Source organism: Serratia sp. CY44782, from assembly GCF_052168715.1.
GTDB lineage: Bacteria > Pseudomonadota > Gammaproteobacteria > Enterobacterales > Enterobacteriaceae > Serratia > Serratia nevei.
This window is the reverse complement of the sequence record NZ_JBJNME010000015.1, coordinates 1-25854: the sequence shown is the minus strand read 5'-3', so window position 1 is coordinate 25854 and position 25854 is coordinate 1. Positions and strand designations below refer to the sequence as shown.

The window sequence follows — 25854 nt, the reverse complement described above, 5'->3', positions numbered from 1 at the left end:
ATTAAACTGCAAGCCGAATTCATAGGGCAAATAGGTTAAGGATTAGGCGCTTAGCCATGCAGTTAACAGGGAAATAAAACGAGCGGAAAAATAAAAAAAGCCCGCAACCAAGGTTACGGGCTTAATAACAAAGAAAAAATTTTCACCGGGGCCGGCGCCCCGGTAGCGATTACTGGCCGAACATATCCTTGATCCAGCCGGCGACGCCATCGCCATCTTTTTGCTCACCCGCCGCCGGTTGCTGCTGTTGCTGCACCGCCGCCTGGCTGGCCTGGCACAATCCCTGCGGATTGTCGGTCCAGACCGGGATGGTGCGCCAGCTGCCACCGCCGCAGATAAAGTTGCCGGCAGAGTCGATGCTCATCTGGTTAATGCCTTCCGGCGGCTGCAGCATCAGCGGCAGCGGCGTCTGGTTTTCCAGATAACGGCGATACAGGGTCAACGCGCCGTTGGCGCCGGTCAGCTTGGCCGGGCCGTTGTTGTCGCGTCCCACCCAGGCGATCGCCACTTCCTTGCCGTCGATGCCGGCGAACCAGCTGTCGCGCAGATCGTTGGTGGTACCGGTTTTCGCCGCCAGGTTGTAGTTCGGGAACTTCACCGACAGCGAGCGGGAAGTCCCGCGCTGTACGCCCTGCTGCATCGCGTACAGCGTCAGGTAAGCGGCCTGCGCCGGCACCATGCGTTCCGCCTGCGGGAAACTCTGGTACAGCACCGTGCCGTCTTCGGCGATCACCGAACGCACCGCCGACAGCGGCGCACGGTTACCGCCGCTGGCGATGGTCTGATACTCCTGAGCGACTTCCATCGGCGTCAGGCCGATCGCCCCCAGCAGCATCGATGGCACCGGGTTGATCTCCGCTTTCGGGATACCCAGGCGTTGCAGCGTAGCGCTGATCTGATCCAGCCCGACCGACAGGCCGAGGTTCACCGTCGGCACGTTCAGCGAGTTGGCCAACGCATCCACCAGCATCACCTGACCGCGGAATTTACGGTCATAGTTGTTCGGCTGCCAGACGGCGCCATTCGGCTGCTTCAGCGACAGCGGCGCATCCGCCAGCCAGGTGTTGAGGCGGTATTTATCCGGTTCGGACAGCGCGGTCAGGTACGTCGGCGGCTTGGCCAGCGAGCCGACCAGGCGGCGCGCCTGCATGGCGCGGTTGAAGCCGGCGAACTGCGGGTTGGCGCCGCCGACCATGGCGCGCACTTCACCGCTGAAGCGATCGACGATCACCATCGCCGCTTCCAGATCCTGCAGGTGACGCGCAGCGCGCAGCGCCGGGATGCCGTCTTCGACCGCTTTTTCCGCCGCGTCTTGCGACACCGGATCCAGCGTGGTGAAGATCTTCACGCCGGACAGGTCATTGACCTTATCGCCCAGCTTGGTCTGCAGTTCCTGACGCACCATCTGCATAAACGCCGGCTGTGGCGTAATGACGCCGCCTTTCGGCTGCACGCCCAGCGGACGCGCGCTCAGCATGTCATACAGCTCGCCGTCGATCACGCCCTGGTTCTGCAGCAGCTTGAGCACCAGGTTGCGGCGCTCCAGCGCCAGTTTCGGGTTACGCCACGGGTTGTACAGCGACGCGCCCTTGACCATGCCGACCAGCAGCGCCTGCTGATCGAGGCTCAGCTCGTCCACCGGACGGCCGAAGTAGTACAAGCTGGCCAGCGGGAAGCCGCGGATCTGGTCGCTGCCGCTCTGGCCGAGGTACACCTCGTTCAGATACAGTTCCAGAATGCGGTCCTTGCTGTAACGGTAATCCACCAGCAGCGCCATATAGGCTTCGTTAGCCTTACGCCACAGCGAACGTTCGTTGCTCAGGAACAGGTTCTTCACCAGCTGCTGCGTCAGCGTACTGCCGCCCTGCACCGCACGTCCGGCGGTCAGGTTGGCCAGCACCGCACGGCCGATGGAGTATGGGCTGATGCCGTCATGCTCATAGAAGTGGCGGTCTTCCGTGGCGATCAGCGTATCCACCAACAGATCCGGGAAACCGGAACGCGGCACGAACAGACGCTGCTCACCGTTCGGTGACTGCAGCATTGTGATAAGACGCGGATCGAGGCGGAAGAAGCCGAAGCTGCGGCCGCTGTCCAGGTTTTCAATCTTCGCCAGACGGTTGTTCTGGAAGTCGAGACGGGCGCGGATCTGCCCTTCTTTCCCATCCGGGAAGTCGAACGGGCGGCGCAGCATCTCGATACTGTTGGCCTGTACGGTAAACTCGCCCGGACGCGTCATGCGGCTGACCTGGCGATACTGCATGCCTTCCAGCAGGTTGACCATCTCCTTCTTGCTGTACGGCATGCCCGGTTCCAGGTTGACCATGCGGCCGTACACCGCCGCCGGCAGCTGCCAGACTTTGCCGTCGATACGGCTGCGGATCTGGGAATCCAGATAAACGCCATAGATCGCCAACAGGACGGCGATCACCAGGATCAGTTTGATAAACAGGCCAAGCCAACGGCGTTTTTTACGCGGCGGAGTCGCTTTTACCTTACGCGGCATGCGTTCCTCCTCCTCTTCATACTCATCATCGTCATACTCGTCTTCTTCGTAATCGTCATAATCGTCGTCTCGGCGACGGCGCGGCGGCTTGCGCGACGCGGTGCTTTTTGGTTGTTTTCCTTTGCGCCCGATGGGCTCGCGGTCATCCCCAGCCATGGCTGTTGTTCTCCGAGCTTGCCGACACTGCCGGCCATGATTAGTCGCTTAATCTGTGCCTACGCCGCAGCGCTGACCAGAAGAAACATCTGAATTCCAAACCTTAAATGATCGCGACCTACTGATATTTCTTCGTTCGGCGCGTCGGTACCGCCGTGGCCGGATCGTCCGGCCAAACGTGTTTCGGGTAGCGGCCCTTCATCTCTTTTTGCACCTCGCGATAGGCACCTTGCCAGAAGGCAGCCAGATCGCCGGTGATTTGCAACGGCCGGTGCGCCGGTGAGAGTAACTCAAGCACCACCGGGATGCGACCCTCCGCCAACATCGGGCTGCGCTGCTCGCCGAATACCTCCTGCAAACGCACCGCCAGCGCCGGCGGTTTGCCGGCCTCATAACGGATCGGCAGGCGGCTGCCGGTCGGCACAGTGTAATGAGTGGGTAGCGCATTATCCAGCCGCTGCTTTTGCTGCCAGTCCAGCAGACGGGACAGCGCCTCGGCGATGTTGACCTGCTTCAAACCGCGCAAATCGCGCACGCCGTTCAGCGACGGCAACAGCCACTGCTCCAGCGCCGCCAGCAGGGGTTCTTCGTCCATCGCCGGCCATTCCGCCTCCGGCAGCCAGGCTTGCGCGCACTGCAGGCGCACCCGCAATTGTTCGGCGGCGCCCTCCCAGTTGAGCACCGCCAGCCCCTGTGCGCGCACCCAATCGAGCAGCGCCTGCTGCAGCTCCTCATCCGCCGGTTTGGCCAGCGGCTGGGCGCGCAGCGTCAGACGGCCGATCTGCTGGCGCTTCCAGGCGCGCAGCGTGCCCTTCTCGTCATCCCACTCCACCGCCGTGCGCTGTGTGACGATCGCCGGCAGCTGTGCCGCCAGCGCGTCGATATCCACCGGCAACGCCAACAGGATACGCGCATCGGGGCTATTGTGGCCCTGCAACAGGCTGGGGACGATGAGCCAAGGCGCGCGCGACAGCGCCTCGTCCTGGTTCATCGCCGCCCCCAGACCGTTGGCCAGTAGGTAGCGGCCGTCCTGGCCTCGGCGCTGGGCGATACGATCGGTAAACGCCGTCGCCAACAGGCGCGGCGCCAGATCAACGTCGATTTGCCCCGCACGTTGCGGCAGGCGTTTGGCCAACTGCGCGGCACGCTGCCGCCAGTTCGGTTGCGGGCGGCTCAGCCAGTAGCCGATATCCATCTGCCCGCCGCGCGGCGGCTCTTCCAGCAATGCCGCCAGCAACGCCGCCGTCGCCAGGCCTTCGGCACTCAGCGCCGCGCCGGTGACCAGCATCGCCGCCAGCCGCGGCTCGCACCCCAGCGCGGCCATCTGGCGCCCCGGGGTGGTGAGTTTATCGCAGTCATCCGTTGCCCCCAACCGGTGCAGCAACGCCCTGGCCGCCGCCAATGCCGCCGCCGGAGGCGCATCAAGCCACGTAAGCTGCGCAGGATCATGGCATCCCCACTGCAGCAACTCGAGCCAGAAGCCGGTGAGATCGCTCTGTAAAATGTCCGGTTCGGCGTGTTCCGCCGCGCGCTCCGCCTGTTCTTTGGCGAACAGATGCCAGCAAAGGCCCGGCTCCAGGCGCCCGGCGCGCCCGGCACGCTGCACCATCGACGCCTGGCTGATGCGCTGCGTCGCCAGCCGCGTTAGACCGTTGCGCACGTCGTAGCGCGCCACGCGCTCCAGGCCGCTGTCCACCACCAGCCGAATGCCCTCGATCGTCAGGCTGGTTTCGGCGATGTTGGTCGCCAGCACCACCTTGCGGCGGCCAGACGCCGCCGGTTGAATTGCTTTTTGCTGCTGCGCCAATGGCAGCGCGCCATACAGTGGGCAAAGATCGGTATCGCTCGCCACCTCGCCGGTCAATCGCTCCAGCACCCGATTGATCTCCGCCACGCCCGGCAGGAACAGCAGCAAAGACCCCGGCTGTTCGGCCAGCAACCGCTTCACCGCCGCCGCTACGCCATCCTCCAGCCGCTGATGGCTGGCCAACGGCTGATACAGACGCTCAACCGGGAAGCTACGCCCCTCGGACACCACCACCGGCGCTTCCGGCAGCAGCTGCGACAGGCGAGCGTTGTCCAGGGTGGCCGACATGATCAGCAGTTTCAGATCGTCGCGCAGCCCTTGCTGCACGTCGAGCAGCAGCGCCAGCGCCAGATCGGCCTGCAGGCTGCGTTCGTGGAACTCATCGAGGATCACCAGCGACACGTCCTGCAGTTCGGCGTCCTGCTGCAGCATGCGGGTGAGAATGCCTTCCGTCACCACTTCCAGCCGGGTTTGCGGCCCGCTTTTACTTTCGGCGCGCATGCGGTAGCCCACGGTCTGGCCGGGCTCCTCCCCCAGTTGCTGCGCCAGGCGATAGGCGACGTTTTTCGCCGCCAGCCGCCGCGGCTCCAGCATGATAATGCGCCCCGGCAACCCGGCCTTAGCCAGGATCTGCAGCGGCAGCCAGGTGGATTTACCGGCGCCGGTCGGGGCGTGCAACAGCACCTGAGAAGCGGACTGCAACGCAGCCAGCAACTCATCAAGCACCGCGCTGACGGGCAATGAAGACACTGAACTCTCCGTGGTGGTTAACGTTAAACGGCGTACAGTGTAGCATTAGCTTTGTCCCCGTAACCTTTCAAACTGCGGCGGCGTTAGCTATAGTACGGAGCTCGTCCATGCGTCCCGCTTCGCGCGAGACCGTTGCAAGCCGCATCCATGTCTGTCCCGACGGATTTGTCATTATTTACCGAGCCCCCATGTCCAATTCGCGCCGCCTATTTTTCGCCCTGTCCTTGCCTGATGCCCTGCAACAGCAGGTGATCCGCTGGCGCGCCGAGGCGTTTGCGCCGGAGGCCGGCCGACCGGTGGCGGCGGCTAATTTGCACCTGACGCTGGCGTTTCTCGGCGAGGTCACCGCGCAGAAAGAGCTGGCGCTGCGCAAACTGGCCGGCCGCATCGTGCAACCCGGCTTCAGCATGCGGCTCGACGATCTCGGCCATTGGCCGCGCCCCGGCGTAGTCTGGCTCGGCACCCGCCGCGCGCCGCGCGGGCTGCTGCAGCTGGCCGAGCTGCTGCGTTCGCAGGCCGCCCGCAACGGCTGCCATCAAAGCGCGCTGCCGTTCCATCCGCACATCACGCTGCTGCGCGCCGCCACCCAGCCGGTGGCGATCCCGCCGGCGACGCCGGGCTGGGCGTTCAGCGCCGACGCCTTTTCCTTATATGAGTCGGTGTTCGAAAACGGCCGCACCCGCTATCAACACCTCGAACAGTGGCCGTTGGCCAAGCAGGCATCCGCATGATTTTCTCTCCACCGCTGCGTTCCGCCACGCTGATCAAACGTTACAAACGCTTTCTGGCGGACGTGATCACCCCGGAAGGGGAAACCTTTACGCTGCACTGTGCCAATACCGGCGCCATGACCGGCTGCGCCACGCCCGGCGACACCGTTTGGTACTCCACCTCGGACAATCCCAAGCGCAAATACGCCCACAGTTGGGAGCTGACCCATACCCAACAGGGACACTGGATCTGCGTCAACACCCTGCGCGCCAACGCGCTGGTGCGCGAGGCGATAGAACATAATTTAATCAATGAATTATCCGGTTACAGTAAAATTAGCAGCGAAGTGAAATACGGCAGTGAAAACAGCCGTATCGATTTGTTATTACAGGCAGAAAGTCGGGTTAACTGCTATATTGAAGTTAAGTCAGTCACATTACTGCAACAACAACGTGGTTACTTTCCTGATGCGGTAACGCTCAGAGGGCAAAAGCACCTGCGTGAGTTGCTCAGCGTGGTTGAAAGCGGGCAACGGGCGGTGTTGTTCTTTGCCGTGTTACACAGCGGTATTGAGCAGGTCGCACCGGCACATCATATAGATGAGCGCTATGCGGCGCTGTTGGCACAGGTCCGGCAGTTGGGAGTGGAAGTGGTTTGTTACGGGGCAAAGTTATCACCTGACGGTATTTATCTCTGCGATAAGCTGCCGTTTTTTATCGATTAGCGCAGTCGGGTCCCTATAAATAGACAACCGGCCAGCACGATCGCCAAATACGCCCTCCTTCACACGATTGTCAAGCGGGCGACAGGAATAATTGCCAACCTACCTTCCTTCTGTTATTTATAGCGGCCTGTTTTTCCCCCGCATTGGGGATTCGATAGTGCGTGTGTATGTAGGAGAAGCAACATGCAAGAAGGGCAAAACCGTAAAACCTCGTCCTTGAGCATTCTCGCCATCGCTGGGGTGGAGCCGTACCAAGAGAAGCCGGGCGAAGAGTACATGAACGACGCCCAGTTGTCGCATTTCAAGCGCATTCTTGAAGCGTGGCGCAACCAGCTCAGGGACGAAGTGGACCGTACTGTATCGCATATGCAAGAAGAGGCAGCCAACTTCCCTGATCCGGCCGACCGTGCTACTCAGGAAGAAGAGTTCAGCCTTGAACTGCGTAACCGTGACCGTGAACGCAAACTGATCAAAAAGATCGAGAAAACGCTAAAGAAAGTGGAAGACGATGATTTCGGCTACTGCGAATCTTGCGGCGTGGAGATCGGCATTCGTCGCCTCGAAGCGCGTCCGACCGCCGATCTGTGCATCGACTGCAAGACGCTGGCTGAGATCCGCGAAAAGCAGATGGCCGGCTAATACCGTTGTTACCGCTGCGGCGTGCGCACCTGCGTGCGCCGCACAGAGAAAAAGGGAACCTCTCCCCTCTGATATGCAAGAAAGTCATTATGTGGGGCGCTTTGCCCCATCGCCTTCCGGGGATCTGCATTTCGGTTCGCTGATTGCCGCTCTGGGAAGCTACCTTCAGGCTCGCGCCCAACGCGGGCAGTGGCTGGTTCGCATCGAAGATATCGACCCGCCGCGCGAAGTCCCCGGCGCCGCCGCTCGCATCCTGTCCGCGCTGGAACATTATGGTCTCCACTGGGACGGCCAGGTCATCTATCAATCCCAACGTCACGACGCCTATCGCGCCGCGCTGGATCTGTTGCAGCGCCAGGGGCTCAGCTATTACTGCACCTGCACCCGCAGCCGCATCCAGCAGATCGGCGGGTTGTACGACGGCCACTGCCGCGATTTGCAGCTCGGCCCGCAGGGCGCCGCCATCCGCTTGCGCCAGACCGCGCCCGTTTACGGGTTCCACGATCGCCTGCAGGGGGAGTTACACGCCGATCCGGCGCTGGCGGGGGAAGATTTTATCATTCGCCGCCGCGACGGGCTGTTCGCCTACAACCTGGCGGTGGTGATCGACGACCATTTTCAGGGCGTGACCGAGATTGTGCGTGGCGCCGACCTGATCGAACCGACGGTGCGCCAAATCGCCCTCTACCGCCAGCTGCAGGCGCCGGTGCCCGCCTATGTGCATCTGCCGCTGGCGTTGGGCGCCAACGGCATCAAGCTGTCGAAGCAAAACCATGCGCCGGCGTTGCCCGCCGGCGATCCGCGCCCGGTGCTGATCGCCGCGCTGAAATTTCTGCGCCAACCGCTGCCGGAAAGCTGGCAAGATCTTGACCTGCCATTATTATTGAGCTGGGCGGTCGCACATTGGCGGTTGGAAAACGTGCCGCGTCAGGAGGCTATCCCTCTGGATGAAAACACGCCGGCATTCTCAAAGGAGCCATGGTGAGCTATGATTAGCCGCTATTTTTTATTAGCTCCATTTTTATCAGTCACTATCGAGGTGTACCATTTTTACCCGAGTAGCCAACTTCTGTCGTAAGGTACTGACCCGCGATGACAAGCTGCCCCGCGACGACGCGGCGGCCGGCGATAAAAACGTAGTCCGCGAAGAGCGTGCCGCGGCGCCAAGCCGCCCTGCGCCGCAGCCGCGCGCCGCCGATAACGGCAGCAACGCCCCTGCCCGCCGCTCAACGCCGCGCAAGCGTCCGCCTTTTCCTATCGCCGAGAGCAACGACTCGATGACCGTGATCCCGCGCGAACAGCACTCGATTTCCCGCAAAGACATCAGCGAAAATGCGCTGAAAGTGCTTTACCGCCTGAACAAGTCCGGCTACGAAGCCTATCTGGTCGGCGGCGGCGTGCGCGATCTGTTGCTCGGCAAAAAGCCGAAAGACTTCGACATCACCACCAACGCTACGCCGGAGCAAGTGCGCAAGCTGTTCCGCAACTGCCGCCTGGTCGGCCGCCGCTTCCGCTTGGCGCACGTGATGTTCGGGCCGGAGATCATCGAAGTGGCCACCTTCCGCGGCCACCACGAACAGAATCAGGAATCCGACAAGAACTCGTCCCAACAGGCGCAAAACGGCATGCTGCTGCGCGACAACATCTTCGGCTCGATCGAGGAAGACGCCCAGCGCCGTGATTTCACCATCAACAGCCTGTACTACGGCGTGGCGGATTTCACCCTGCGCGATTACGTCGGCGGCCTGAACGACCTGAAACAGGGCGTGATTCGCCTGATCGGCGATCCGGAAACCCGCTACCGCGAAGATCCGGTGCGCATGCTGCGCGCGGTGCGCTTCGCCGCCAAGCTGGATATGCGCATCAGCGAAGAAACCGCCGAGCCGATCCCGCGCCTGGCCTCGCTGCTGCATGAGATCCCGCCGGCGCGCCTGTTCGAAGAATCCCTCAAGCTGCTGCAGGCGGGTTACGGTTTCCAGACCTACCTGAAGCTGTGCGAATACCAGCTGTTCCAACCGCTGTTCCCGCTGATCGCCCGCAACTTCACGCCGAACCACGATACGCCGATGGAGCGCATTCTGGCGCAGGTGCTGAAAAACACCGATCACCGTCTGCAGAACGACATGCGCGTCAACCCGGCCTTCTTGTTTGCCGCCATGCTGTGGTACCCGCTGCTGGAGCATGCGCAGAAGCTTGCGCAGGAAAGCGGCCTGGCTTACTACGACGCTTTCGCACTGGCGATGAACGACGTACTCGACGAGCAGTGCCGTTCGCTGGCCATCCCGAAACGCATCACCACGCTGGTGCGCGATATCTGGCAGCTGCAGTTGCGCCTGTCCCGCCGCCAGGGCAAACGCGCGCACAAGCTGATGGAGCACCCGAAATTCCGCGCCGCCTATGATCTGCTGGCGCTGCGTGCGGAAGTGGAAGAGAATCAGGAGATGCTGCGTCTGGCCGAGTGGTGGGGCGAATTCCAGGACGCCACGCCGGCGCGGCAGAAAGCCATGCTGAGCACCCTGGGGGACGATCCGGCGCCGCGTCGCGCACGTCAACGCCGCCCTCGCCGCCGGGCACCGCGTAAAGAAGGGGCATAATGATCCGCGTTTATATCGCGCTGGGCAGCAACCTGGCGCAGCCGCTGCAACAGGTTAAAGCCGCACTGGAGGCGCTGGAGCATCTCCCGCGCACCCGGCTGGTCACCTGTTCTTCGTTTTACCGCACCAAGCCGCTGGGGCCGCAAAACCAGCCGGACTTTCTCAACGCGGTGGTGGCGCTGGATACCCTGTTGCCGCCCGAACAGCTGCTCGACCATACCCAGGCGATAGAACGTAATCAGGGGCGCGTGCGCAAGGATGAACGCTGGGGGCCGCGCACGCTCGATCTGGACATCATGCTGTACGGCGACAAGGTGATCCATACCGAGCGCCTGACGGTGCCGCATTACGGCCTGAAAGAGCGCGAATTCATGCTCTACCCGCTGGCGGAAATCGCCCCCGACCTGATTTTCCCCGATGGCGAGCCACTCGCCAGCTGCCTCAAGCGCGTGCCGGAAAACGGCATGGCGCTGTGGCACCAAAGTAAAAAGTGACCGCGGGGTCTAGAGCAGATAAAGCTTGAGTTGCGCCACCGCGGCCAGCAGCATCACCGCCATCAAACAGCCGAATATCCGCCTCACCCACCGCAGCCTTCGTTCCTGCGCTTCCGGCCCCGTAGCCTCTCTCCCGCGTGACCAGACAAACATCACCAACGCAAACGCCAGCATCAAAAAACCGCTCCCAGCCAACAGCAAACTGCCCGACACCATGCCGGCACGCAGCGACAACAGCCCGACTACCGCCATCGTCAGCGCGGTACGCCCCCAGGCCAGGCGGGTGCGTTCAGGTTGCAAGCCAGGATCGCGCGGCGGCGTTTCCATCGTTGAGTGCATCACACGCCGAAACTCAGAATAACCGCCACCAGCGCCAGGGCGATGACGACCACAAACAGAGTCAATAACCACAGCATGCGGGTATAAGGCATGTCGCTCTCATGACGCATGGCTTTCTCATTGGCCTTCCAGCGACGATAGGCCATTAGCCCCAGCACCACAGCCCCCAGCGTCAAAGCAACCGCCAGCCCCTGACGGATGGCAGCCGTGCCAAACTCGGAGGCAAACTGATTGATGCCGACTGCACCCGCCATAAACGCCAGTGCAGTGCGGATCCAAGCCAGAAAGGTGCGCTCATTGGCTAAAGAAAAGCGGTAGTCTGGCGTTTTACCCTTGGCCCACCATTTTAACGGGCGATTTGACGATGGCTGGTTCATGATTTCCCTTGAACATGTAAAACCTTTCCGAAACAGAACCCTCGCACAATAAACAATTCACCCACCGTTTGCCATTCGCGATATGGGTTCTGTGGGGTTCGTCTTACAGCGCCAGCCGCGCAACGAACCCGCCCGCCGGGCGATTGGCGAAACTGACCTGTAGACCATGCAAGCCGGCGATACGCTGCACGATCGAGAGCCCCAGCCCGCTGCCGGTTTGCTCCTGCCCCGGCGGGCGATAGAAGCGCTCTCCGAGCCGCGCCAGATGTTCCGTGGTGACCCCGGGACCGTCGTCCTCCACCGTCAGCGAGCGTTCGCTCAGCGTCACGGTAACGACGCCGCCCTGCGGGGTGTAGCGCACCGCGTTATCCAGCAGGTTGCGCAATAGCAGCGATAGCAGCAAAGTTTCCCCCTGACGCGGCGGCGGCGTTCCCCGGTGTTCATAGCGTAGCGTCACGCCCGCCGCATAGGCCTGCCGATCCTGCTCCGCCAGGGTCATCGTCACCAGATCGTTCCAGTCGATCGGCACCAGTTCGGCCAGATCCGACAGCGAATCCAGCCGCGACAGCGTCAGCAGCTGATCCACCAGCCGGGTGGCGCGATCGATGCCGAGCGTCAGATTGTCCAGCGCGTGCTCGCGCATCGGCGCATCATCCCCCGCCAGTTGCACCACTTCGGTCTGCACCCGCAGCGCCGCCAGCGGGCTGCGCAACTCGTGCGCGGCATCGGAGGTGAAGCGCCGCTCGCGCACCAGCAGAGCGTTGATGCGGGCGAACAGCGCATTGAGCGCATCCACCAGCGGGCGCACCTCGGTCGGCACCTGGCGCGCGTCCAGCGGCGTCGCGTCATCAGGTGCGCGCCGGCGCAAACCGGCCGCCACCGTGCGCAGCGGCCGCAGCTCGCGCCCGACCATCAGCGCGATCAGCAGCATCAGCACCGGCAGCGTCGCCAGCCAGGGCACCAGTTGGCCGGTCACCATGCCCAGCGCCATATCGCGCCGGTAATCCCACTCCTGGCCGACCACGATGCGGTAGCGCCCGTCCGGGCTGGTCAACCATACCAGGCGCCAACTGTCGTCATCGCCTTTGCGCTCGCCGTCGGTAAAACCTTCACGCTCCCCGTCAAACAGGAAGTCGGCGCCGTTCTCGCCGTCGTTGAGCAGCATCTTGCCTTGGCGATCGAAGATGGCGAACGCCAGCGCGTCGTCGTCCTGCTCGCCGCGCTTGCCGTGATGCACCAGCTTCTTGGTTTTCGGCAGGCTGCGCGCACTTTCATCGGCCAGCAGATCGCCGAGGTTGGCGGTCGCCAGCCGTTTGGCGAACAGCATCTGTTGGGTGTCGAACACTTCGTTGATAGTGTTGCGCGACATCACCCAGGCCACCACGCTGGCGGTGCTCCAGGTCAGCAGCGCCAGCAGGCTGAAGATCAGGATCAGGCGCAGCCGCAAGCTGAGACGCTTCACGGCGCATCCCCCAGCGTGTAACCCACGCCGTGGATGGTACGGATGAAGCCGTTGCCCAGCTTGCGCCGCAAGTGGTGAATATGCACCTCCACCGCATTGCTGCTCACCTCGTCGTCCCAGTTGTACAGCTTCTCCTGAATCAGTGGCCGCGCCAGCACCCGCCCCTTGTTGTGCAGGAACAGCTCCAGCACCGCCAATTCGCGCGGCGTCAGCGTCACCGGCTCGCCGTTGCAGCTCACGCTGCGGGTGGCGGTGTCGAACACCACGTTGCCGTGCGTCAGCTGCGGCATCAGTTGGCCGTGGCGACGACGGATCAGCGCCTGCAGGCGCGCCGCCACTTCGGCCAGCGCGAACGGCTTGCACAGATAATCGTCGGCGCCGCTTTGCAGCCCGCTGACCCGCTGCTCCAGCGCGTCGCGGGCGGTGAGGATCAGGACCGGCACGTCCTGCCCGGCCTGGCGCCACTGGCGCAGCAGATCCAGGCCGTCGAGGCCCGGCAGGCTGAGATCGAGGATCACCGCGTCGTACGGCGCACTGTCCAGCGCATTTTTGCCGACGGCGCCGTCGGTGAACCAGTCCAGATTGAAGCCGAGTTTGGTCAGCCCGGCCTTGATGCCATCCCCGATCAGTTTGTCATCTTCGATCAGCAAAATTCGCATGAGTATCCCTTTTGAGTCTTGGCGCCATTGCACCACAAGGTTCTTAAGAACCGCTTAAGCATGGCGATCCGCGCTACCCACCCCGATCGGGTTACAGTAGAATGACTGCACTTTTTTGCAGCCTGGGCCTGCGTACGCCGCACGGCCCGTTTCAGGAGACGTTGTGATGAAACCCACCACCGTGACCCACTTGCGCCAGTGGAAACAGGAGCAACGCAAGTTTGCTACCCTTACCGCCTACGATGCCAGCTTTGCCAAACTGTTTGAAGAGCAAGGCATCAAAGTCCTGTTGGTGGGCGATTCGCTGGGCATGACGCTGCAGGGCCACGACTCCACGCTGCCGGTCACCGTCGCCGACGTGGCCTACCACACTCGCGCCGTGCGCCGCGGCGCGCCGGCCTGCCTGCTGCTGGCCGATCTGCCGTTCATGAGTTACGCCACCCCGGAACAGACCTTCGCCAATGCCGCCGAGCTGATGCGCGCCGGTGCCAACATGGTGAAACTGGAAGGCGGCAGCTGGCTGTGCGACACGGTGAAAATGCTCGCCGAGCGTGCAGTGCCGGTGTGCGGCCACCTGGGCCTGACGCCGCAGTCGGTCAACGTGTTCGGCGGCTATAAGGTACAAGGACGCGACGAACTGGCCGCCAAACAGCTGTTGCAGGACGCACAGAATCTGGAACTGGCCGGCATTCAGCTGCTGGTGCTGGAATGCGTGCCGACCGAGCTGGCGCGCCAGATTACCGAAGCGTTGTCCATTCCGGTCATCGGCATCGGCGCCGGCAACGGCACCGACGGCCAGATCCTGGTGATGCACGACGCCTTCGGCATCACCGGCGGCCATACGCCGAAGTTCGCCAAGAACTTCCTGGCGCAGAGCGGTGATATCCGCACGGCGGTGCAGCACTACATTCAGGAAGTGGAGCAAGGCCTCTACCCGGCGGCTGAACACTCTTTTAACTAAGCGATGGTTCCAGGAGTCACCCAATGATTATTATCGAAACCCTGCCGATGCTGCGTCAGCAGATCCGCCGCTGGCGCCAGGAAGGCAAACGCATCGCGCTGGTGCCGACCATGGGCAACCTGCACGACGGCCATATGACGCTGGTCGATGAAGCGCGCGCCCGCGCCGACGTGGTGGTGGTGAGCATCTTCGTCAACCCGATGCAGTTCGATCGGCCGGACGATCTGGCGCGCTATCCGCGCACGCTGCAGGAAGACAGCGAGAAGCTGACCCGCCGCGGCGTCGATCTGGTGTTCGCGCCGGCCCCGGCTGCGGTCTATCCGCAGGGGCTGGAGCAGCAGACTTACGTCGACGTGCCGGGCATCTCCAGCATCCTGGAAGGCGCAAGCCGGCCGGGCCACTTCCGTGGCGTTTCCACCATCGTCAGCAAGCTGTTCAACCTGGTGCAGCCTGATTTAGCCTGCTTCGGCGAGAAGGATTACCAACAGCTGGCGCTGATCCGCAAAATGGTGGCGGACATGGGTTACGACATCGACATCGTCGGCGTGCCGACCGTGCGCGCCAAAGACGGCCTGGCCCTCAGCTCGCGCAACGGCTACCTGACCGCCGAAGAGCGCAAGATCGCTCCGCAGCTGAGCAAGATCATGAACGCGCTGGCGCAGCAGTTGGCCAATGGCGAACGCCATGTCGAAGAGCTGCTGGAGCAGACCGCCGAGCAGCTGCGCGCCGCCGGCTTTACGCCGGATGAGCTGTTTATTCGCGACGCCGACAGCCTGCAGCCGCTGACGGTGGACAGCCAGCGGGCGGTGGTGCTGATGGCCGCCTGGCTGGGCAAGGCGCGTCTTATCGACAATCAGCAGGTCGACCTGACGCTGTAAGCCATTTTTTATACTATCGTCACCCTGAAATCCAGGCCATTGGTAGACAACGGCGGGGCAATCGGTGACGATAGAGATTGCAGGGATGCAGGAGAGATGTTCAACCCCAGCGCCTGTGAAGGCCGATATTCAGTTAGGTAAAGCTATGATACGTACTATGCTGCAAGGCAAGCTGCATCGCGTCAAAGTCACTCAGGCTGACTTGCACTATGAAGGGTCCTGCGCCATCGACCAGGATTTCCTGGAGGCCGCCGGCATTCTGGAATATGAAGCGATCGATATTTACAACGTGGATAACGGCCAGCGCTTCTCCACCTACGCCATCGCCGCCGAGCGCGGTTCGCGCATCATTTCGGTCAACGGCGCCGCCGCGCGCTGCGCCTGCGTGGGCGATAAGCTGATCATCTGCTCCTATGTGCAAATGACCGACGCCGACGCCCGCCAACACCATCCGAAAGTCGCCTATTTCGAAGGTGACAACAACCTGCAGCGCAAGGCGAAAGCCGTGCCGGTTCAGGTCGCCTGACACTAAAACGGGCGCCTTACGCGCCCGTTCTTCCTTACTGCACCACCACCGTGCCCGGCTTGTTGGCTATCCGATCCGCCATGGTCTGGATCGAGTCGGTGCGCAGAATATACAGCCGCTTCAGCGTATAGGGGTTATCCCCCGGTTTCACCTTGCCCTGCACCGTGGTCACCGCCAGATGGAAACCGGCATCCTGCGCCGCCTGGATCGCCCGCTGGTTATAGCCGCCGAACGGGTAGGACAGATACAGCACGTGCGGGTTGAACTGCGACAGCGCGCGGCGCGAGCGCTCAAAATCGAACTCGATATTGTGCAGCGAGCGGCTCAGCAAAATCGGCTGGCGATTGCCGTCGGTGCGATGCAGGAAGTGGGTGTGCGACTGCACGTCGAACACGTCCTGAATCTGCTTCAGCTCCGAGACGCTCATAAACTGCAGCGAGTCCGGGTTCCATTTCTGCGGGTGGCGCTTGATGCGCGAAGAGATGATGAACGCCGTCGCGCGGAAACCGTAATCCTTCAGCACCGGATAAGCGTAGCGATAAACCGACTTCAGCCCGTCGTCGAAGGTCAGCACGATCGCCTTGCCCGGCAGGTTGATCTGGTTCTTCAGGTAGGCTTCCAGCTGATACAGCGAAATGGTGTCGTAACCCGCCTGCTTCAGGTAGGTCATCTGGTTGCTGAACGCCACGTCTGAGGTGGTGGTCGAGGTGTGGCGGAAGCGCTTGTTCTCTTCGTTTTTCAGCAGGTGGTGGTAAGTCAGCACCGGTATGCCGTTATCGATCTCGCAGTCCAACTCATTGACGAACCCCAGCCGATCGCCGATGTTGACCTCGTACCAGGTGTTGTTGAGCCGATCCTTCAGCTTGCCGATGATCGGGTAGCGCAGGTTGCCTTCCAGCGTGCCGAAGACCTCGCTGTCCTTGTCCGCCGCGGTGTAAACGTCGATCGTTTTTTGGGTGATCAGGTTCTGGTTGGTCAGCGGTTTGTTCAGCTCGCCCAGATCGTCTTGCACCTTGCGCGACTTCTTCAGCTCACGCACGTCGTCTTTATCGATAAAGCCGGTACCGTGCCCGAATTTGAATTCGTAGTATTCCGCATCCGCCGGGAACACCTGGATCAGCTGCCCGCGCTTCACTTCCCCGACCGGGATCACATGCTCGCCCACCAACGCATAGACTTCGCTGTCGCGCTGCGCTTCCATGTATTCAGATTTAACCGCGCTGTCTTCCGACAGCAGATTCGCCAGGCTCACAGGGGAAACCAACGACATCAGAATGCCGAGTAACCCAGCCGCTAACTTGTATTGAGGCCGCATGATGATGTTCTGCTTACGAGTGCGTAATGACAAAAGTGAAGGAAATGTGGAGCGCCAGCATAGCACGATTTGAACAACGGGGAACTAGCGGTTATTTGAGCAATTCTATTGATTTACGCGCCGCCTGCGCCAAATCAAGAAAGCGCCCCCGCCGGGAAAGCGGGGGCACGATACGATCAGCTGCGCAGACCGCGGCCGCGCTCGATCAGATACCAGGACAGCAGATAGAACACCGCGATAAACGCCACCAGCACCGCCATGGTAAACGCCAGCGGCACGTCGTTGATGCCGAGGAAACCGTAACGGAAACCGCTGATCATATAGACGATGGGGTTCAACTTGGACACCGCCTGCCAGAATGGTGGCAGCAGCGACAGCGAATAGAACACCCCGCCCAGGTAGGTCAGCGGCGTCAGGACGAAGGTCGGGATCAGGCTGATGTCGTCGAAGGTGGTCGCGAACACCGCGTTGATCAGCCCCGCCAGCGAGAACAGGATCGCCGTCAGCAACAGCGTCAGCGCAATCACCCACCAGGCGTGTACCTGCAGCGGCACGAAGAACAGCGAGATGATGGTCACCAGCACGCCGACGCAGATGCCGCGCGCCACGCCGCCGCCGACATAGCCGGCGATCACCACGTGGGTCGGCACCGGTGCCACCAGCAGTTCTTCAATGTTGCGCTGGAACTTGGCGCTGAAGAACGACGAGGCGACGTTGGCGTAGGAGTTGGTGATCACCGCCATCATGATAAGGCCGGGCACGATGAACTGCATGTAGCTGAAGCCGTGCATATCGCCGATGCGCGAACCGATCAGATTGCCGAAGATGATGAAGTACAGCGTCATGGTGATCACCGGCGGCACCAGGGTCTGGATCCAGATGCGCGCGAAGCGGTTCACCTCTTTGGCCCAGATGCTCTGTAAGGCCACCCAATACAAACGCGTCATGCTTTTTCTCCATTGCCGTTAACCAGGGTGACAAACAGCTCTTCCAGGCGGTTCGCCTTATTGCGCATGCTCAGCACCTGCACGCCCTGCGCGCTCAGCTGGGCGAACAGGCCGTTCAGCCCTTGCTCGCGCATCACCTCCACTTCCAGCGTGGAGGTATCCGTCAGGCGGCTGTGGTAACCGTCCAACTTCGGCAGCGGGCTCTTCGCCGCCAGATCGAGGATAAAGGTTTCCGACTTCAGCTTGGCCAGCAGCCCCTTCATCGAGGTGTTTTCCACCAGTTCCCCGTTCTGGATGATGCCAATGTTGCGGCACAGCATCTCCGCCTCTTCCAGATAGTGGGTGGTAAGAATGATGGTGGTGCCCTGGGCATTCAGCTCTTTCAGGAAGCCCCACATCGAACGGCGCAGCTCGATATCCACCCCGGCGGTCGGCTCATCGAGGATCAGCAGTTTCGGCTGATGCATCAACGCGCGAGCGATCATCAGGCGGCGCTTCATGCCGCCGGACAGCATGCGGGCGCGCTCGTTGCGCTTGCCCCACAGATCCAGCTGATTGAGGTATTTTTCGGCGCGCGCCATCGCTTCACGCCGCGTGACGCCGTAGTAACCCGCCTGGTTCACCACGATCTGCAACACGGTCTCGAACGGGTTGAAGTTGAACTCCTGCGGCACCAGGCCGAGCTGGCGCTTGGCGTTGACGATGTCTTTATCGATGTCGTAACCGAACACCCGCACGCTGCCGGCGGTTTTGTTCACCAGCGAGCTGATGATGCCGATGGTGGTGGATTTACCGGCACCGTTTGGCCCCAAAAGGGCATAAAAGTCCCCCGCCTCGACGCTCAGGTCGATGCCGCGCAGCGCCTTGACGCCACCGGCGTAAGTCTTGGTCAGCTGCGCTAATTCCAGTGCATAATTCATATGTAAAATAGTACCTTATGACGATGAGTAGGCCGCCGCGCCCCTGTCTGCGAGGCTTGAAACAATAACGATAATCCTAGCATCGGCGACGTTTCCACTGAGTCGAATCCGTGCGGAAAATGAGGCTGCACCACTGTTCCGATTTCCAAATTGTGACGCTTACCCTATATTACCCCAACGCAATCTGTTCGTTACGAGTCAATAACCTCCATGAAAGAAATCGAAGAGCTTATCGCCAACAACCATGCCTGGTCGGCCAATATCAGTCAGGAAGACCCGGAATTTTTTGAACGTTTAGCCCAGGCGCAAAAGCCCCGTTTCTTATGGATTGGTTGCTCTGACAGCCGCGTTCCCGCCGAACGCCTGACCGGCCTCGAGCCGGGTGAACTGTTCGTCCATCGCAACGTGGCGAACCTCGTTATCCATACCGATCTTAACTGCCTGTCGGTGGTGCAGTATGCGGTAGATGTGCTGGAAGTCGAACACATCATCATCTGCGGCCACCTGGGCTGCGGCGGCGTGCAGGCGGCGGTGGAAAACCCGGAGCTGGGGTTGATCGACAACTGGCTGCTGCACATTCGCGATCTGTGGTACAAGCACAGCTCGCTGCTGGGCGAACTACCGCCGGAGCAGCGTTTCGACATGCTGTGCAAGATCAACGTCATTGAGCAGGTGTACAACCTGGGCCACTCCACCATCATGCAGTCCGCCTGGAAGCGCGGCCAGAAGGTGATGATCCACGGTTGGGTGTACGGCATTCAGGACGGCCGTCTGCGCGATATGGAAGTGCTGGCGACCAGCCGCGAGAGCCTGGAGATGGGCTACCGCAAAGCGATAGCCAAACTGAAGCAGGATAAAGGCATCTAACCCCGCCGCGGGCGCGGCAGGCCGCGCCCCACATCAATTACTCGTCCAGCAGCACCACTTTGCCGACGTACGGCAGGTGACGGTAGCGCTGAGCGTAGTCGATGCCATACCCCACCACGAACTCATCCGGGATCGAGAAGCCAACATATTCGACCGGCACCTGCACTTCACGGCGCTCAGGCTTGTCCAGCAAGGTGCAAATCGCCAGCGATTTCGGCCCGCGCAGCGCCAAAATCTCGCGCACTTTGTTCAGCGTGTTGCCGGAATCGATGATGTCTTCCACAATCAGCACGTCTTTGCCGCGAATGTCTTCGTCCAGATCCTTGAGGATCTTCACGTCGCGGGTGGTGGACATGCCGCTGCCGTAGCTGGAGGCCGTCATAAAGTCGACTTCGTGCGGCACGTCGATCGCGCGGCAGAGATCGGCCATGAACATGAAGGAGCCGCGCAGCAACCCGACCAGCACCATGTCGCTGCCGCTGTCGCGGTAATGTTCGGTGATCTGGCGGCCAAGTTCGGCGATACGGGTCTTAACTTCCTGCTCGGAAATCATTACGTCTACAGTGTGTTTCATAGTATTCAGGTCAGTTGCCGGAAGAAAGGCGCAGAGTTTAGCATAGGCCGTTACGACTTGCCTCTCTCCCGGACAGGGGAGTTTTCTTTATTAAGGGTATTCCTGACGAGCGTGCAGGACACTCACTATTTCAATATGTGCAGCCAGCACGCGGTAAACCACAATGTAATTAGGATGAACAACCATTTCACGAGTCCCGTTCACCCTGCCTGGCCTGAATAGATAAGGATGTTCCGCTAACGGGATAACCGACTCTTCAATGCGTTGCAACAAAGCCTCTGCGGCAAGTGGATTTCGCTCAGCGATAAAAGCCAGCAGCGTATATAAACCCGTTTTTGCTTCGTCAGTCCATTTGACGGTTAACATAAGGGTCAGGCCGATTTTCTTTTGGCTTTTGCCTGCTCGATAATGTGACGAGCGCCGGCCATGACTTCGTCATGGGGAATACGGGGGGAGTCGCTATTGATGGAAGATTCCACGGTGCTTCTGAACCAACGATCGTAGCTATCAGCCTGCTCTTGAGTCTCAAACTCAGAAACGATGGGATCCAATTTTGTCGGCATGACGCACTCCTCAACAGCTGATATTTTAATCAGTATAACGGCTTCCTTTCATTGAACCAAGCGGTGGCGACGCGAGCGCGCCACCACCGGAGCACCGGGCCGCCATCAATCGGCGACGGTGAAGCCCATCATCATGCCGGTATCTTCATGTTCCAACAGGTGGCAGTGGGCCATGTACGCATGTTCGCTGCTGGCCGGATGGTCAAAACGCACCAGCACTTCACTGCGCCATCCTTCGACGCGCACCGTGTCCTTCCAGCCGCTGCGATGCGCCGCCGGCGGTTTGCCGTTTTCCGACAAGATGCGGAACTGGGTGCCGTGAATGTGGAACGGGTGCAACATCATGTCGCCCTCGCCGGAAATGGTCCACTTTTCATACTGGCCCCGTTTGGCGGCGAACATCGGCTTGTTCATATCGAAGGCCTTGCCGTTGATCATGTTGCCGTGGCTGAAATCGAATGGTTTGGCTTTGCCCTGCGCGCCACCGTGATCCATCCCGGCCATATTGCCATGATCCATGCCCTTCATGTTACCCATGTTGCCATGGTCCATGCCCTTCATGTTACCCATGTTGCCATGGTCCATGCCCTGCATGCCGCCCTTCTCCATGCCTTTCATGTTGCCATGGTCCATGCTCTGCATGCCGCCCTTCTCCATGCCTTTCATATCTGCGCCGCCCGTCGCGCCATGATTCATGCTCATGCCGGCCATCGCCTGGTGACCATAGCGATCCATCAGCGCCTGCATACCGAGCATATCCAGCTGCGGATCCATCATCAGCTGCAGCCAACGCTCCTGGATGCCGGTGGTGGCAGGCAACGTCGGCAGCTTCACCAGGCTGTCCGGCATGGTTTTGATGCCCTGCGCCAGCGACGGCTGAATGCGCAACACCGGCAGCGCTTGATCGAACGGCGCCAGCGTCATGCCCATCTGCTTCACCGGCAGCGTCACGATATCGAACGCTTTCCCATCCGAGGCATCGACCAACACTTCAAAGCGTTCGCCCATCAGCATCGGCAGCTCGGTCAGTTTCACCGGCTCCGCCAGGAAACCGCCGTCGCTGGCGATGACATACAGCGGGCGGTTGTCACTGGCCGCCAGATTCAGCGAGCGGGCGTTGCAGCCGTTGAGGAAACGCAGGCGCAGCCAACCGCGCGGCGCCAGATGTTGTGGATACTGCGCGCCGTTGGTGAACATGCGGTCGCCAAACCAGCCCACCGCCGCACTCATCACGTCCAGGCGGTATTCGATCTGCGCGTCTTTGCCCAGCCGCTTATCCTGCAGGATCACCGGAATATCATCCTGTCCCCAGGTTTTCGGCAGCGGCAGTTTGGCGCTCTCTTCGTCTTCCAGCAGCACCAGCCCCGCCAGCCCCATCATGACCTGGCTGCCGGTTTTACCGTGCGTATGCGGGTGGAACCAGCAGGTGGCCGCCGGTTGATCGACGGTGAAATTCACCGTGCGCGTCGCGCCGGGATGAATCAATGCCTGCGGGCCGCCATCGACGTCGCCGGGAATCTCCAGGCCGTGCCAGTGGACGGTGCTGGCCTCCGCCAGGCTGTTTTTGATATCAACCGTTACCGGCTGGCCACGCTGCAGCTTCACCGCCGGCCCGAGCAGCGCGCCGTTGAATCCCCAGGTTTTGGTGGCGGCGCCGGGCAACCAGCGGGTTTCCCCCGCCTGCAGCGCCAGCGCAATCTTTCCCTGCGCGTCCGGCGTCAACAGCGGCGGTACCGGCAGGGCCGGCCGATCGGCCGCCCAGGCGGCCCGGCTCCATAACGGCAATGCGCTCGCGGCGCCCAGCGCGGCAGTTAATTTAATAAAATCACGGCGTAACATCGCTGACTCCCTTTTCTCAGTGACATAACTCAATGCCGCCAGCCTAAACCTTCCCCCTGGCGGAAGGTCAAGCCTTTCCTGGCGGTATTTTAAGCTATGCCTCACAATCAAGAAAACGCCATTGACGAACGCGAGGCCGCGCCCAGCGGCAATAAAATTTGGTGCCTTTACAGGCAAGTGTGGTAACGTCTGCAAACGACAAACAGGCCTATTTCATGATGAAAAAAACAACGTTATCGATGCTGTTGCTGGCGATGCTGGGCTTCTCCAACGCCAGTCTGGCGCTGAATGAATCCGAGGCGGAAGATCTGGCCGATCTGACGGCGGTATTTATTTATTTGAAAAATGATTGCGGCTACAACGATTTGCCAAATGCGCAAATCAAACGCGCCATCGTCTATTTCGCGCAACAAAACCGCTGGGATTTGAGCAACTACAACAGCTTCAATATGAAGGCGCTGGGCGAAGACAGCTACCGCGATCTCAGCGGCATCGCCATTCCAACGCCTAAAAAATGCAAATCGCTGGCGCGCGACTCTTTGAGCCTGCTGGCCTACGCCAACTAATTTCCCCCTTCTCCCGCCCGCCTAACGCGCTCTCTGTCTGAAATTCAACCGTGCATCGCCAGGCAGAGTTAGCTATGATGTTGCGCCGATTTTTCATGGCTGTTATTACGGAGTATCCCGCACATGACCCAGAAAGAAATTTGGTACGAAACGCTGCATACGGGCTTCGGCCAGTACTTCTCGGTAGAGAAAGTGCTGTACCGCGAGAAGACCGATCATCAGGATCTGGTGATCTTCGAGAACCCGGTGCTGGGGCGCGTGATGGCGCTCGACGGCGTGGTGCAAACCACCGAGCGTGACGAGTTCATCTATCACGAAATGCTGACCCACGTGCCGCTGCTGGCGCACGGCGCGGCGAAGAAAGTGCTGATCATCGGCGGCGGCGACGGCGGCATGCTGCGCGAAGTCAGCCGGCACCCTGGCGTGGAGCAGATCACCATGGTCGAAATCGACGCCGGCGTCGTCGAGTTCTGCCGCCAATACCTGCCCAACCACAGCGCCGGCGCCTATGACGATCCGCGCTTCAAGCTGGTGATCGACGACGGCGTCAACTTCGTGAACCAAACCGACGAAACCTTCGATGTGATCATCTCCGACTGCACCGATCCGATCGGCCCCGGCGAAAGCCTGTTCACCTCGGCGTTTTATGAAGGCTGCGCCCGCTGCCTGAATGAGGGCGGCATTTTCGTCGCGCAAAACGGCGTCTGTTTCCTGCAGCAGGACGAAGCGGTCAACAGCCACGCCAAACTGAGCGGCTACTTTAGCGACGTCAGCTTCTATCAGGCAGCGATCCCAACCTATTACGGCGGCATCATGACCTTTGCCTGGGCGAGCCAGAATCCGGCGCTGCGCCAGATCGATCTGCCTACTCTGCAACAGCGCTTTAACCAAAGCGGCCTACACTGCCGTTATTACAACCCGGCAATTCACGTCGGCAGCTTTGCCCTGCCGCAATATTTGCTCAATGCCCTGAACGTAACACGTTAAGCGAGAAGATAAAGGAGGTGGCCCAAATTGCATAAGCTAAAACTGCACGGCTTCAACAACCTGACCAAGAGCCTGAGTTTTTGTATTTACGATATTTGTTACGCCAAGACCGCGGACGATCGCGACGGCTATATCGCCTACATTGACGAACAATATAATGCCAACCGGCTGACCGAGATCCTGAGCGAGACCTGCTCTATCATCGGCGCCAATATTCTGAACATCGCACGTCAGGACTACGAGCCGCAAGGCGCCAGCGTCACCATCCTGGTCAGCGAAGAGCCGATCGATCCGAAAGACGTCGATACGTCGGAACACCCCGGCCCGCTGCCGAACACGGTCGTTGCGCACCTGGACAAGAGCCACATCTGCGTACACACCTACCCGGAAAGCCATCCGGAAGGCGGGCTGTGCACCTTTCGCGCCGATATCGAAGTCTCGACCTGCGGCGTCATTTCGCCCCTCAAGGCGCTGAACTACTTAATTCACCAGTTGGAATCCGACATCGTCACAATGGACTATCGCGTGCGCGGTTTCACCCGCGACGTGAACGGCGTGAAACACTACATCGATCATGAGATCAATTCGATCCAGAACTTTATGTCGGAAGACATCAAGGCGCTGTACCACATGATGGACGTGAACGTTTACCAGGAAAATATCTTCCATACCAAGATGTTGCTGAAGGATTTCGATCTGAAGCATTACCTGTTCAATGCGGCACCGGAAGCGCTGAGCGCCGTCGAACGCAAACAGATCACCGATCTGTTATGGAAAGAGATGCAGGAAATCTATTACGGTCGCAATATCCCGCCTTTGTGATGGAAAGGGCGCGGCACGCCGCGCCCTGATGCTTAGTATTTCAGCATGAAAGAACGGTAGGCTTTCAACACCAGCAGGAAGTCCTCAACGCCGCAGAATGAGAGGCTTTCTTCGTCGTAGTAGTTCATCCCCTCTTCCATTTCATCGCCTTCGAACTCCAGCTGATTGGCGCGGATCATCACTTCTTCACCATCCATCAACAGCGTATATTCATGGCCTTCCAGCTGCCATTGACGTTCGCTGCCTTTGACCTCAGCCGCACCGGCTTCTATGCGGTCCAGCAGGTTGAAATCGCCTTTGACTTCTTCGTTGATCCAGTGGCCAATCGCTTCATGCCCCATCGAAAATCTGACGATCACCTGACCGGTAACGTCACGCAGAAATTCGTAATCCATAGCATGCCCTCCTGAGCCCTTTTTCTTAGTGTAAACATAAATTGATTGCTAACTCAGTGAGCGCTCGCAAAGTTGGCAACTCGGCAAAATAAAACCTTGGCGGCGCGCAATATAGCGGCTTGCGGCGGCGATGGGAAGACGCCGGCCGCGATCCCTTAAGGAAAGCGAAGCGGTGCCTCATCGCAGCGCAGCGCATACCCGCCATGCGAAAAGTCGGCCAACAATCCGCCGATCGCAGGTTATTTATTTGAATCATGTAAATACCGTGGAGATGTATGTCACGATTTTATCGGGATTATGATTTCCCTTTAAAATAAATAAGTTACTGATTCCTGGCGCGACACGGCTTTATTGACATCCCCTCAATATCGATTAGCTTTTAAATAAAGGAGCTCTAATTATGTTCACCAGCGGCCAGAGGTGTTCTCACCTCATTCATACCTATCACCACGATCAGGATGTGTGCCATGAAATAC

Annotated in this window: 27 protein-coding genes; 13 read left to right on the top strand and 14 right to left on the bottom strand. The window is 60.3% G+C overall.

The window, feature by feature from the left end:
• Nucleotides 1–169: 169 nt before the first annotated feature.
• Nucleotides 170–2662, bottom strand: a complete 2493-nt coding sequence (mrcB, locus tag ACJ8HT_RS23240; protein WP_197652990.1) for a bifunctional glycosyl transferase/transpeptidase — start codon at nucleotides 2660–2662, stop codon at nucleotides 170–172.
• Between the two features lie 118 nt (nucleotides 2663–2780).
• Complete coding sequence (gene hrpB, locus ACJ8HT_RS23235; RefSeq protein ID WP_197652991.1) at nucleotides 2781–5219, bottom strand: ATP-dependent helicase HrpB; 2439 nt, start codon at nucleotides 5217–5219, stop codon at nucleotides 2781–2783.
• Between the two features lie 188 nt (nucleotides 5220–5407).
• Between hrpB and thpR the strand changes: the two genes are divergently transcribed.
• From thpR to folK, 6 genes are all read left to right on the top strand, one after another.
• Nucleotides 5408–5950, top strand: coding sequence for an RNA 2',3'-cyclic phosphodiesterase (thpR, locus tag ACJ8HT_RS23230; protein WP_060422688.1), 543 nt, complete (start codon nucleotides 5408–5410; stop codon nucleotides 5948–5950).
• Nucleotides 5947–6654, top strand: a complete 708-nt coding sequence (gene sfsA, locus ACJ8HT_RS23225) for a DNA/RNA nuclease SfsA (RefSeq protein ID WP_049200090.1) — start codon at nucleotides 5947–5949, stop codon at nucleotides 6652–6654. Before thpR ends, sfsA begins: the two co-directional genes overlap by 4 nt.
• 183 nt (nucleotides 6655–6837) lie before the next feature.
• The gene (dksA, locus tag ACJ8HT_RS23220) at nucleotides 6838–7293 is read left to right on the top strand and encodes an RNA polymerase-binding protein DksA (RefSeq protein ID WP_004937569.1); all 456 of its coding nucleotides are present in this window, start codon (nucleotides 6838–6840) and stop codon (nucleotides 7291–7293) included.
• Nucleotides 7294–7366: 73 nt separating this feature from the next.
• Nucleotides 7367–8278 (top strand): tRNA glutamyl-Q(34) synthetase GluQRS, encoded by a 912-nt coding sequence (gene gluQRS, locus ACJ8HT_RS23215; RefSeq protein ID WP_047729869.1) that lies wholly within the window; start codon nucleotides 7367–7369, stop codon nucleotides 8276–8278.
• 61 nt (nucleotides 8279–8339) lie between these two features.
• On the top strand, nucleotides 8340–9887 hold the full coding sequence (gene pcnB / locus ACJ8HT_RS23210) for a polynucleotide adenylyltransferase PcnB (protein ID WP_197653091.1): 1548 nt from the start codon (nucleotides 8340–8342) through the stop codon (nucleotides 9885–9887).
• Nucleotides 9887–10381, top strand: a complete 495-nt coding sequence (gene folK / locus ACJ8HT_RS23205; protein WP_033649607.1) for a 2-amino-4-hydroxy-6-hydroxymethyldihydropteridine diphosphokinase — start codon at nucleotides 9887–9889, stop codon at nucleotides 10379–10381. Before pcnB ends, folK begins: the two co-directional genes overlap by 1 nt.
• Before the next feature lie 9 nt (nucleotides 10382–10390).
• Here folK and ACJ8HT_RS23200 read toward each other — a convergent pair whose 3' ends face one another.
• From ACJ8HT_RS23200 to qseB, 4 genes are all read right to left on the bottom strand, one after another.
• On the bottom strand, nucleotides 10391–10720 hold the full coding sequence (locus ACJ8HT_RS23200; protein WP_228286190.1) for a DUF202 domain-containing protein: 330 nt from the start codon (nucleotides 10718–10720) through the stop codon (nucleotides 10391–10393).
• The gene (locus ACJ8HT_RS23195) at nucleotides 10720–11097 is read right to left on the bottom strand and encodes a YidH family protein (RefSeq protein ID WP_123892613.1); all 378 of its coding nucleotides are present in this window, start codon (nucleotides 11095–11097) and stop codon (nucleotides 10720–10722) included. Before ACJ8HT_RS23195 ends, ACJ8HT_RS23200 begins: the two co-directional genes overlap by 1 nt.
• A 103-nt stretch (nucleotides 11098–11200) precedes the next feature.
• The gene (qseC, locus tag ACJ8HT_RS23190) at nucleotides 11201–12559 is read right to left on the bottom strand and encodes a quorum sensing histidine kinase QseC (RefSeq protein ID WP_197652992.1); all 1359 of its coding nucleotides are present in this window, start codon (nucleotides 12557–12559) and stop codon (nucleotides 11201–11203) included.
• Nucleotides 12556–13218, bottom strand: a complete 663-nt coding sequence (gene qseB / locus ACJ8HT_RS23185; protein WP_194572808.1) for a quorum sensing response regulator transcription factor QseB — start codon at nucleotides 13216–13218, stop codon at nucleotides 12556–12558. Before qseB ends, qseC begins: the two co-directional genes overlap by 4 nt.
• A 166-nt stretch (nucleotides 13219–13384) precedes the next feature.
• Here qseB and panB point away from each other — a divergent pair, with 166 nt between their 5' ends.
• The 3 genes from panB to panD all read left to right on the top strand — a co-directional run bounded on the left by panB (nucleotide 13385) and on the right by panD (nucleotide 15583).
• Complete coding sequence (panB, locus tag ACJ8HT_RS23180) at nucleotides 13385–14179, top strand: 3-methyl-2-oxobutanoate hydroxymethyltransferase (protein WP_004937548.1); 795 nt, start codon at nucleotides 13385–13387, stop codon at nucleotides 14177–14179.
• A gap of 23 nt (nucleotides 14180–14202) precedes the next feature.
• Nucleotides 14203–15057 (top strand): pantoate--beta-alanine ligase, encoded by an 855-nt coding sequence (panC, locus tag ACJ8HT_RS23175; protein ID WP_049200094.1) that lies wholly within the window; start codon nucleotides 14203–14205, stop codon nucleotides 15055–15057.
• A gap of 145 nt (nucleotides 15058–15202) precedes the next feature.
• Nucleotides 15203–15583: an aspartate 1-decarboxylase gene (panD, locus tag ACJ8HT_RS23170; protein ID WP_004937544.1), complete on the top strand. Its 381-nt coding sequence runs from the start codon at nucleotides 15203–15205 to the stop codon at nucleotides 15581–15583.
• Nucleotides 15584–15617: 34 nt separating this feature from the next.
• Here the strand turns inward: panD and ACJ8HT_RS23165 are convergent, their stop codons facing one another.
• From ACJ8HT_RS23165 to ACJ8HT_RS23155, 3 genes are all read right to left on the bottom strand, one after another.
• The gene (locus ACJ8HT_RS23165) at nucleotides 15618–16898 is read right to left on the bottom strand and encodes a polysaccharide deacetylase family protein (protein WP_049272501.1); all 1281 of its coding nucleotides are present in this window, start codon (nucleotides 16896–16898) and stop codon (nucleotides 15618–15620) included.
• Nucleotides 16899–17074: 176 nt separating this feature from the next.
• Nucleotides 17075–17845, bottom strand: coding sequence for an ABC transporter permease (locus tag ACJ8HT_RS23160; RefSeq protein ID WP_004937535.1), 771 nt, complete (start codon nucleotides 17843–17845; stop codon nucleotides 17075–17077).
• Complete coding sequence (locus tag ACJ8HT_RS23155) at nucleotides 17842–18765, bottom strand: ABC transporter ATP-binding protein (RefSeq protein WP_015379030.1); 924 nt, start codon at nucleotides 18763–18765, stop codon at nucleotides 17842–17844. The genes ACJ8HT_RS23160 and ACJ8HT_RS23155 overlap by 4 nt, the downstream gene beginning before the upstream one ends.
• A 210-nt stretch (nucleotides 18766–18975) precedes the next feature.
• Here ACJ8HT_RS23155 and can point away from each other — a divergent pair, with 210 nt between their 5' ends.
• Complete coding sequence (gene can, locus ACJ8HT_RS23150; RefSeq protein ID WP_049200096.1) at nucleotides 18976–19632, top strand: carbonate dehydratase; 657 nt, start codon at nucleotides 18976–18978, stop codon at nucleotides 19630–19632.
• 37 nt (nucleotides 19633–19669) lie between these two features.
• Here can and hpt read toward each other — a convergent pair whose 3' ends face one another.
• The 4 genes from hpt to cueO form a co-directional block, all read right to left on the bottom strand.
• Nucleotides 19670–20206, bottom strand: coding sequence for a hypoxanthine phosphoribosyltransferase (hpt, locus tag ACJ8HT_RS23145; protein WP_048234659.1), 537 nt, complete (start codon nucleotides 20204–20206; stop codon nucleotides 19670–19672).
• A gap of 90 nt (nucleotides 20207–20296) precedes the next feature.
• Complete coding sequence (locus tag ACJ8HT_RS23140) at nucleotides 20297–20572, bottom strand: type II toxin-antitoxin system RelE/ParE family toxin (RefSeq protein ID WP_049208401.1); 276 nt, start codon at nucleotides 20570–20572, stop codon at nucleotides 20297–20299.
• A 5-nt stretch (nucleotides 20573–20577) separates the two neighbouring features.
• A complete protein-coding gene (relB, locus tag ACJ8HT_RS23135) occupies nucleotides 20578–20769 on the bottom strand; it encodes a type II toxin-antitoxin system RelB family antitoxin (RefSeq protein WP_049200097.1) in 192 nt (63 codons plus the stop codon).
• 105 nt (nucleotides 20770–20874) lie between these two features.
• Nucleotides 20875–22608 carry a multicopper oxidase CueO gene (cueO, locus tag ACJ8HT_RS23130; protein ID WP_197652993.1) on the bottom strand — a complete coding sequence of 578 codons (1734 nt, stop codon included), beginning with the start codon at nucleotides 22606–22608 and terminating at the stop codon, nucleotides 20875–20877.
• A gap of 218 nt (nucleotides 22609–22826) precedes the next feature.
• Between cueO and ACJ8HT_RS23125 the strand changes: the two genes are divergently transcribed.
• From ACJ8HT_RS23125 to speD, 3 genes are all read left to right on the top strand, one after another.
• Nucleotides 22827–23174: a YacC family pilotin-like protein gene (locus ACJ8HT_RS23125; RefSeq protein ID WP_004937515.1), complete on the top strand. Its 348-nt coding sequence runs from the start codon at nucleotides 22827–22829 to the stop codon at nucleotides 23172–23174.
• 123 nt (nucleotides 23175–23297) lie between these two features.
• Entirely contained in the window at nucleotides 23298–24161 is an 864-nt protein-coding gene (gene speE, locus ACJ8HT_RS23120; protein ID WP_049200099.1) for a polyamine aminopropyltransferase, read from the top strand.
• Nucleotides 24162–24188: 27 nt separating this feature from the next.
• Entirely contained in the window at nucleotides 24189–24983 is a 795-nt protein-coding gene (gene speD, locus ACJ8HT_RS23115) for an adenosylmethionine decarboxylase (RefSeq protein WP_049200100.1), read from the top strand.
• Nucleotides 24984–25015: 32 nt separating this feature from the next.
• On the opposite strand, the gene yacL is transcribed toward speD, so the two are convergent.
• Nucleotides 25016–25378 (bottom strand): protein YacL, encoded by a 363-nt coding sequence (yacL, locus tag ACJ8HT_RS23110; RefSeq protein ID WP_004937507.1) that lies wholly within the window; start codon nucleotides 25376–25378, stop codon nucleotides 25016–25018.
• Between the last annotated feature and the right edge of the window lie 476 nt (nucleotides 25379–25854).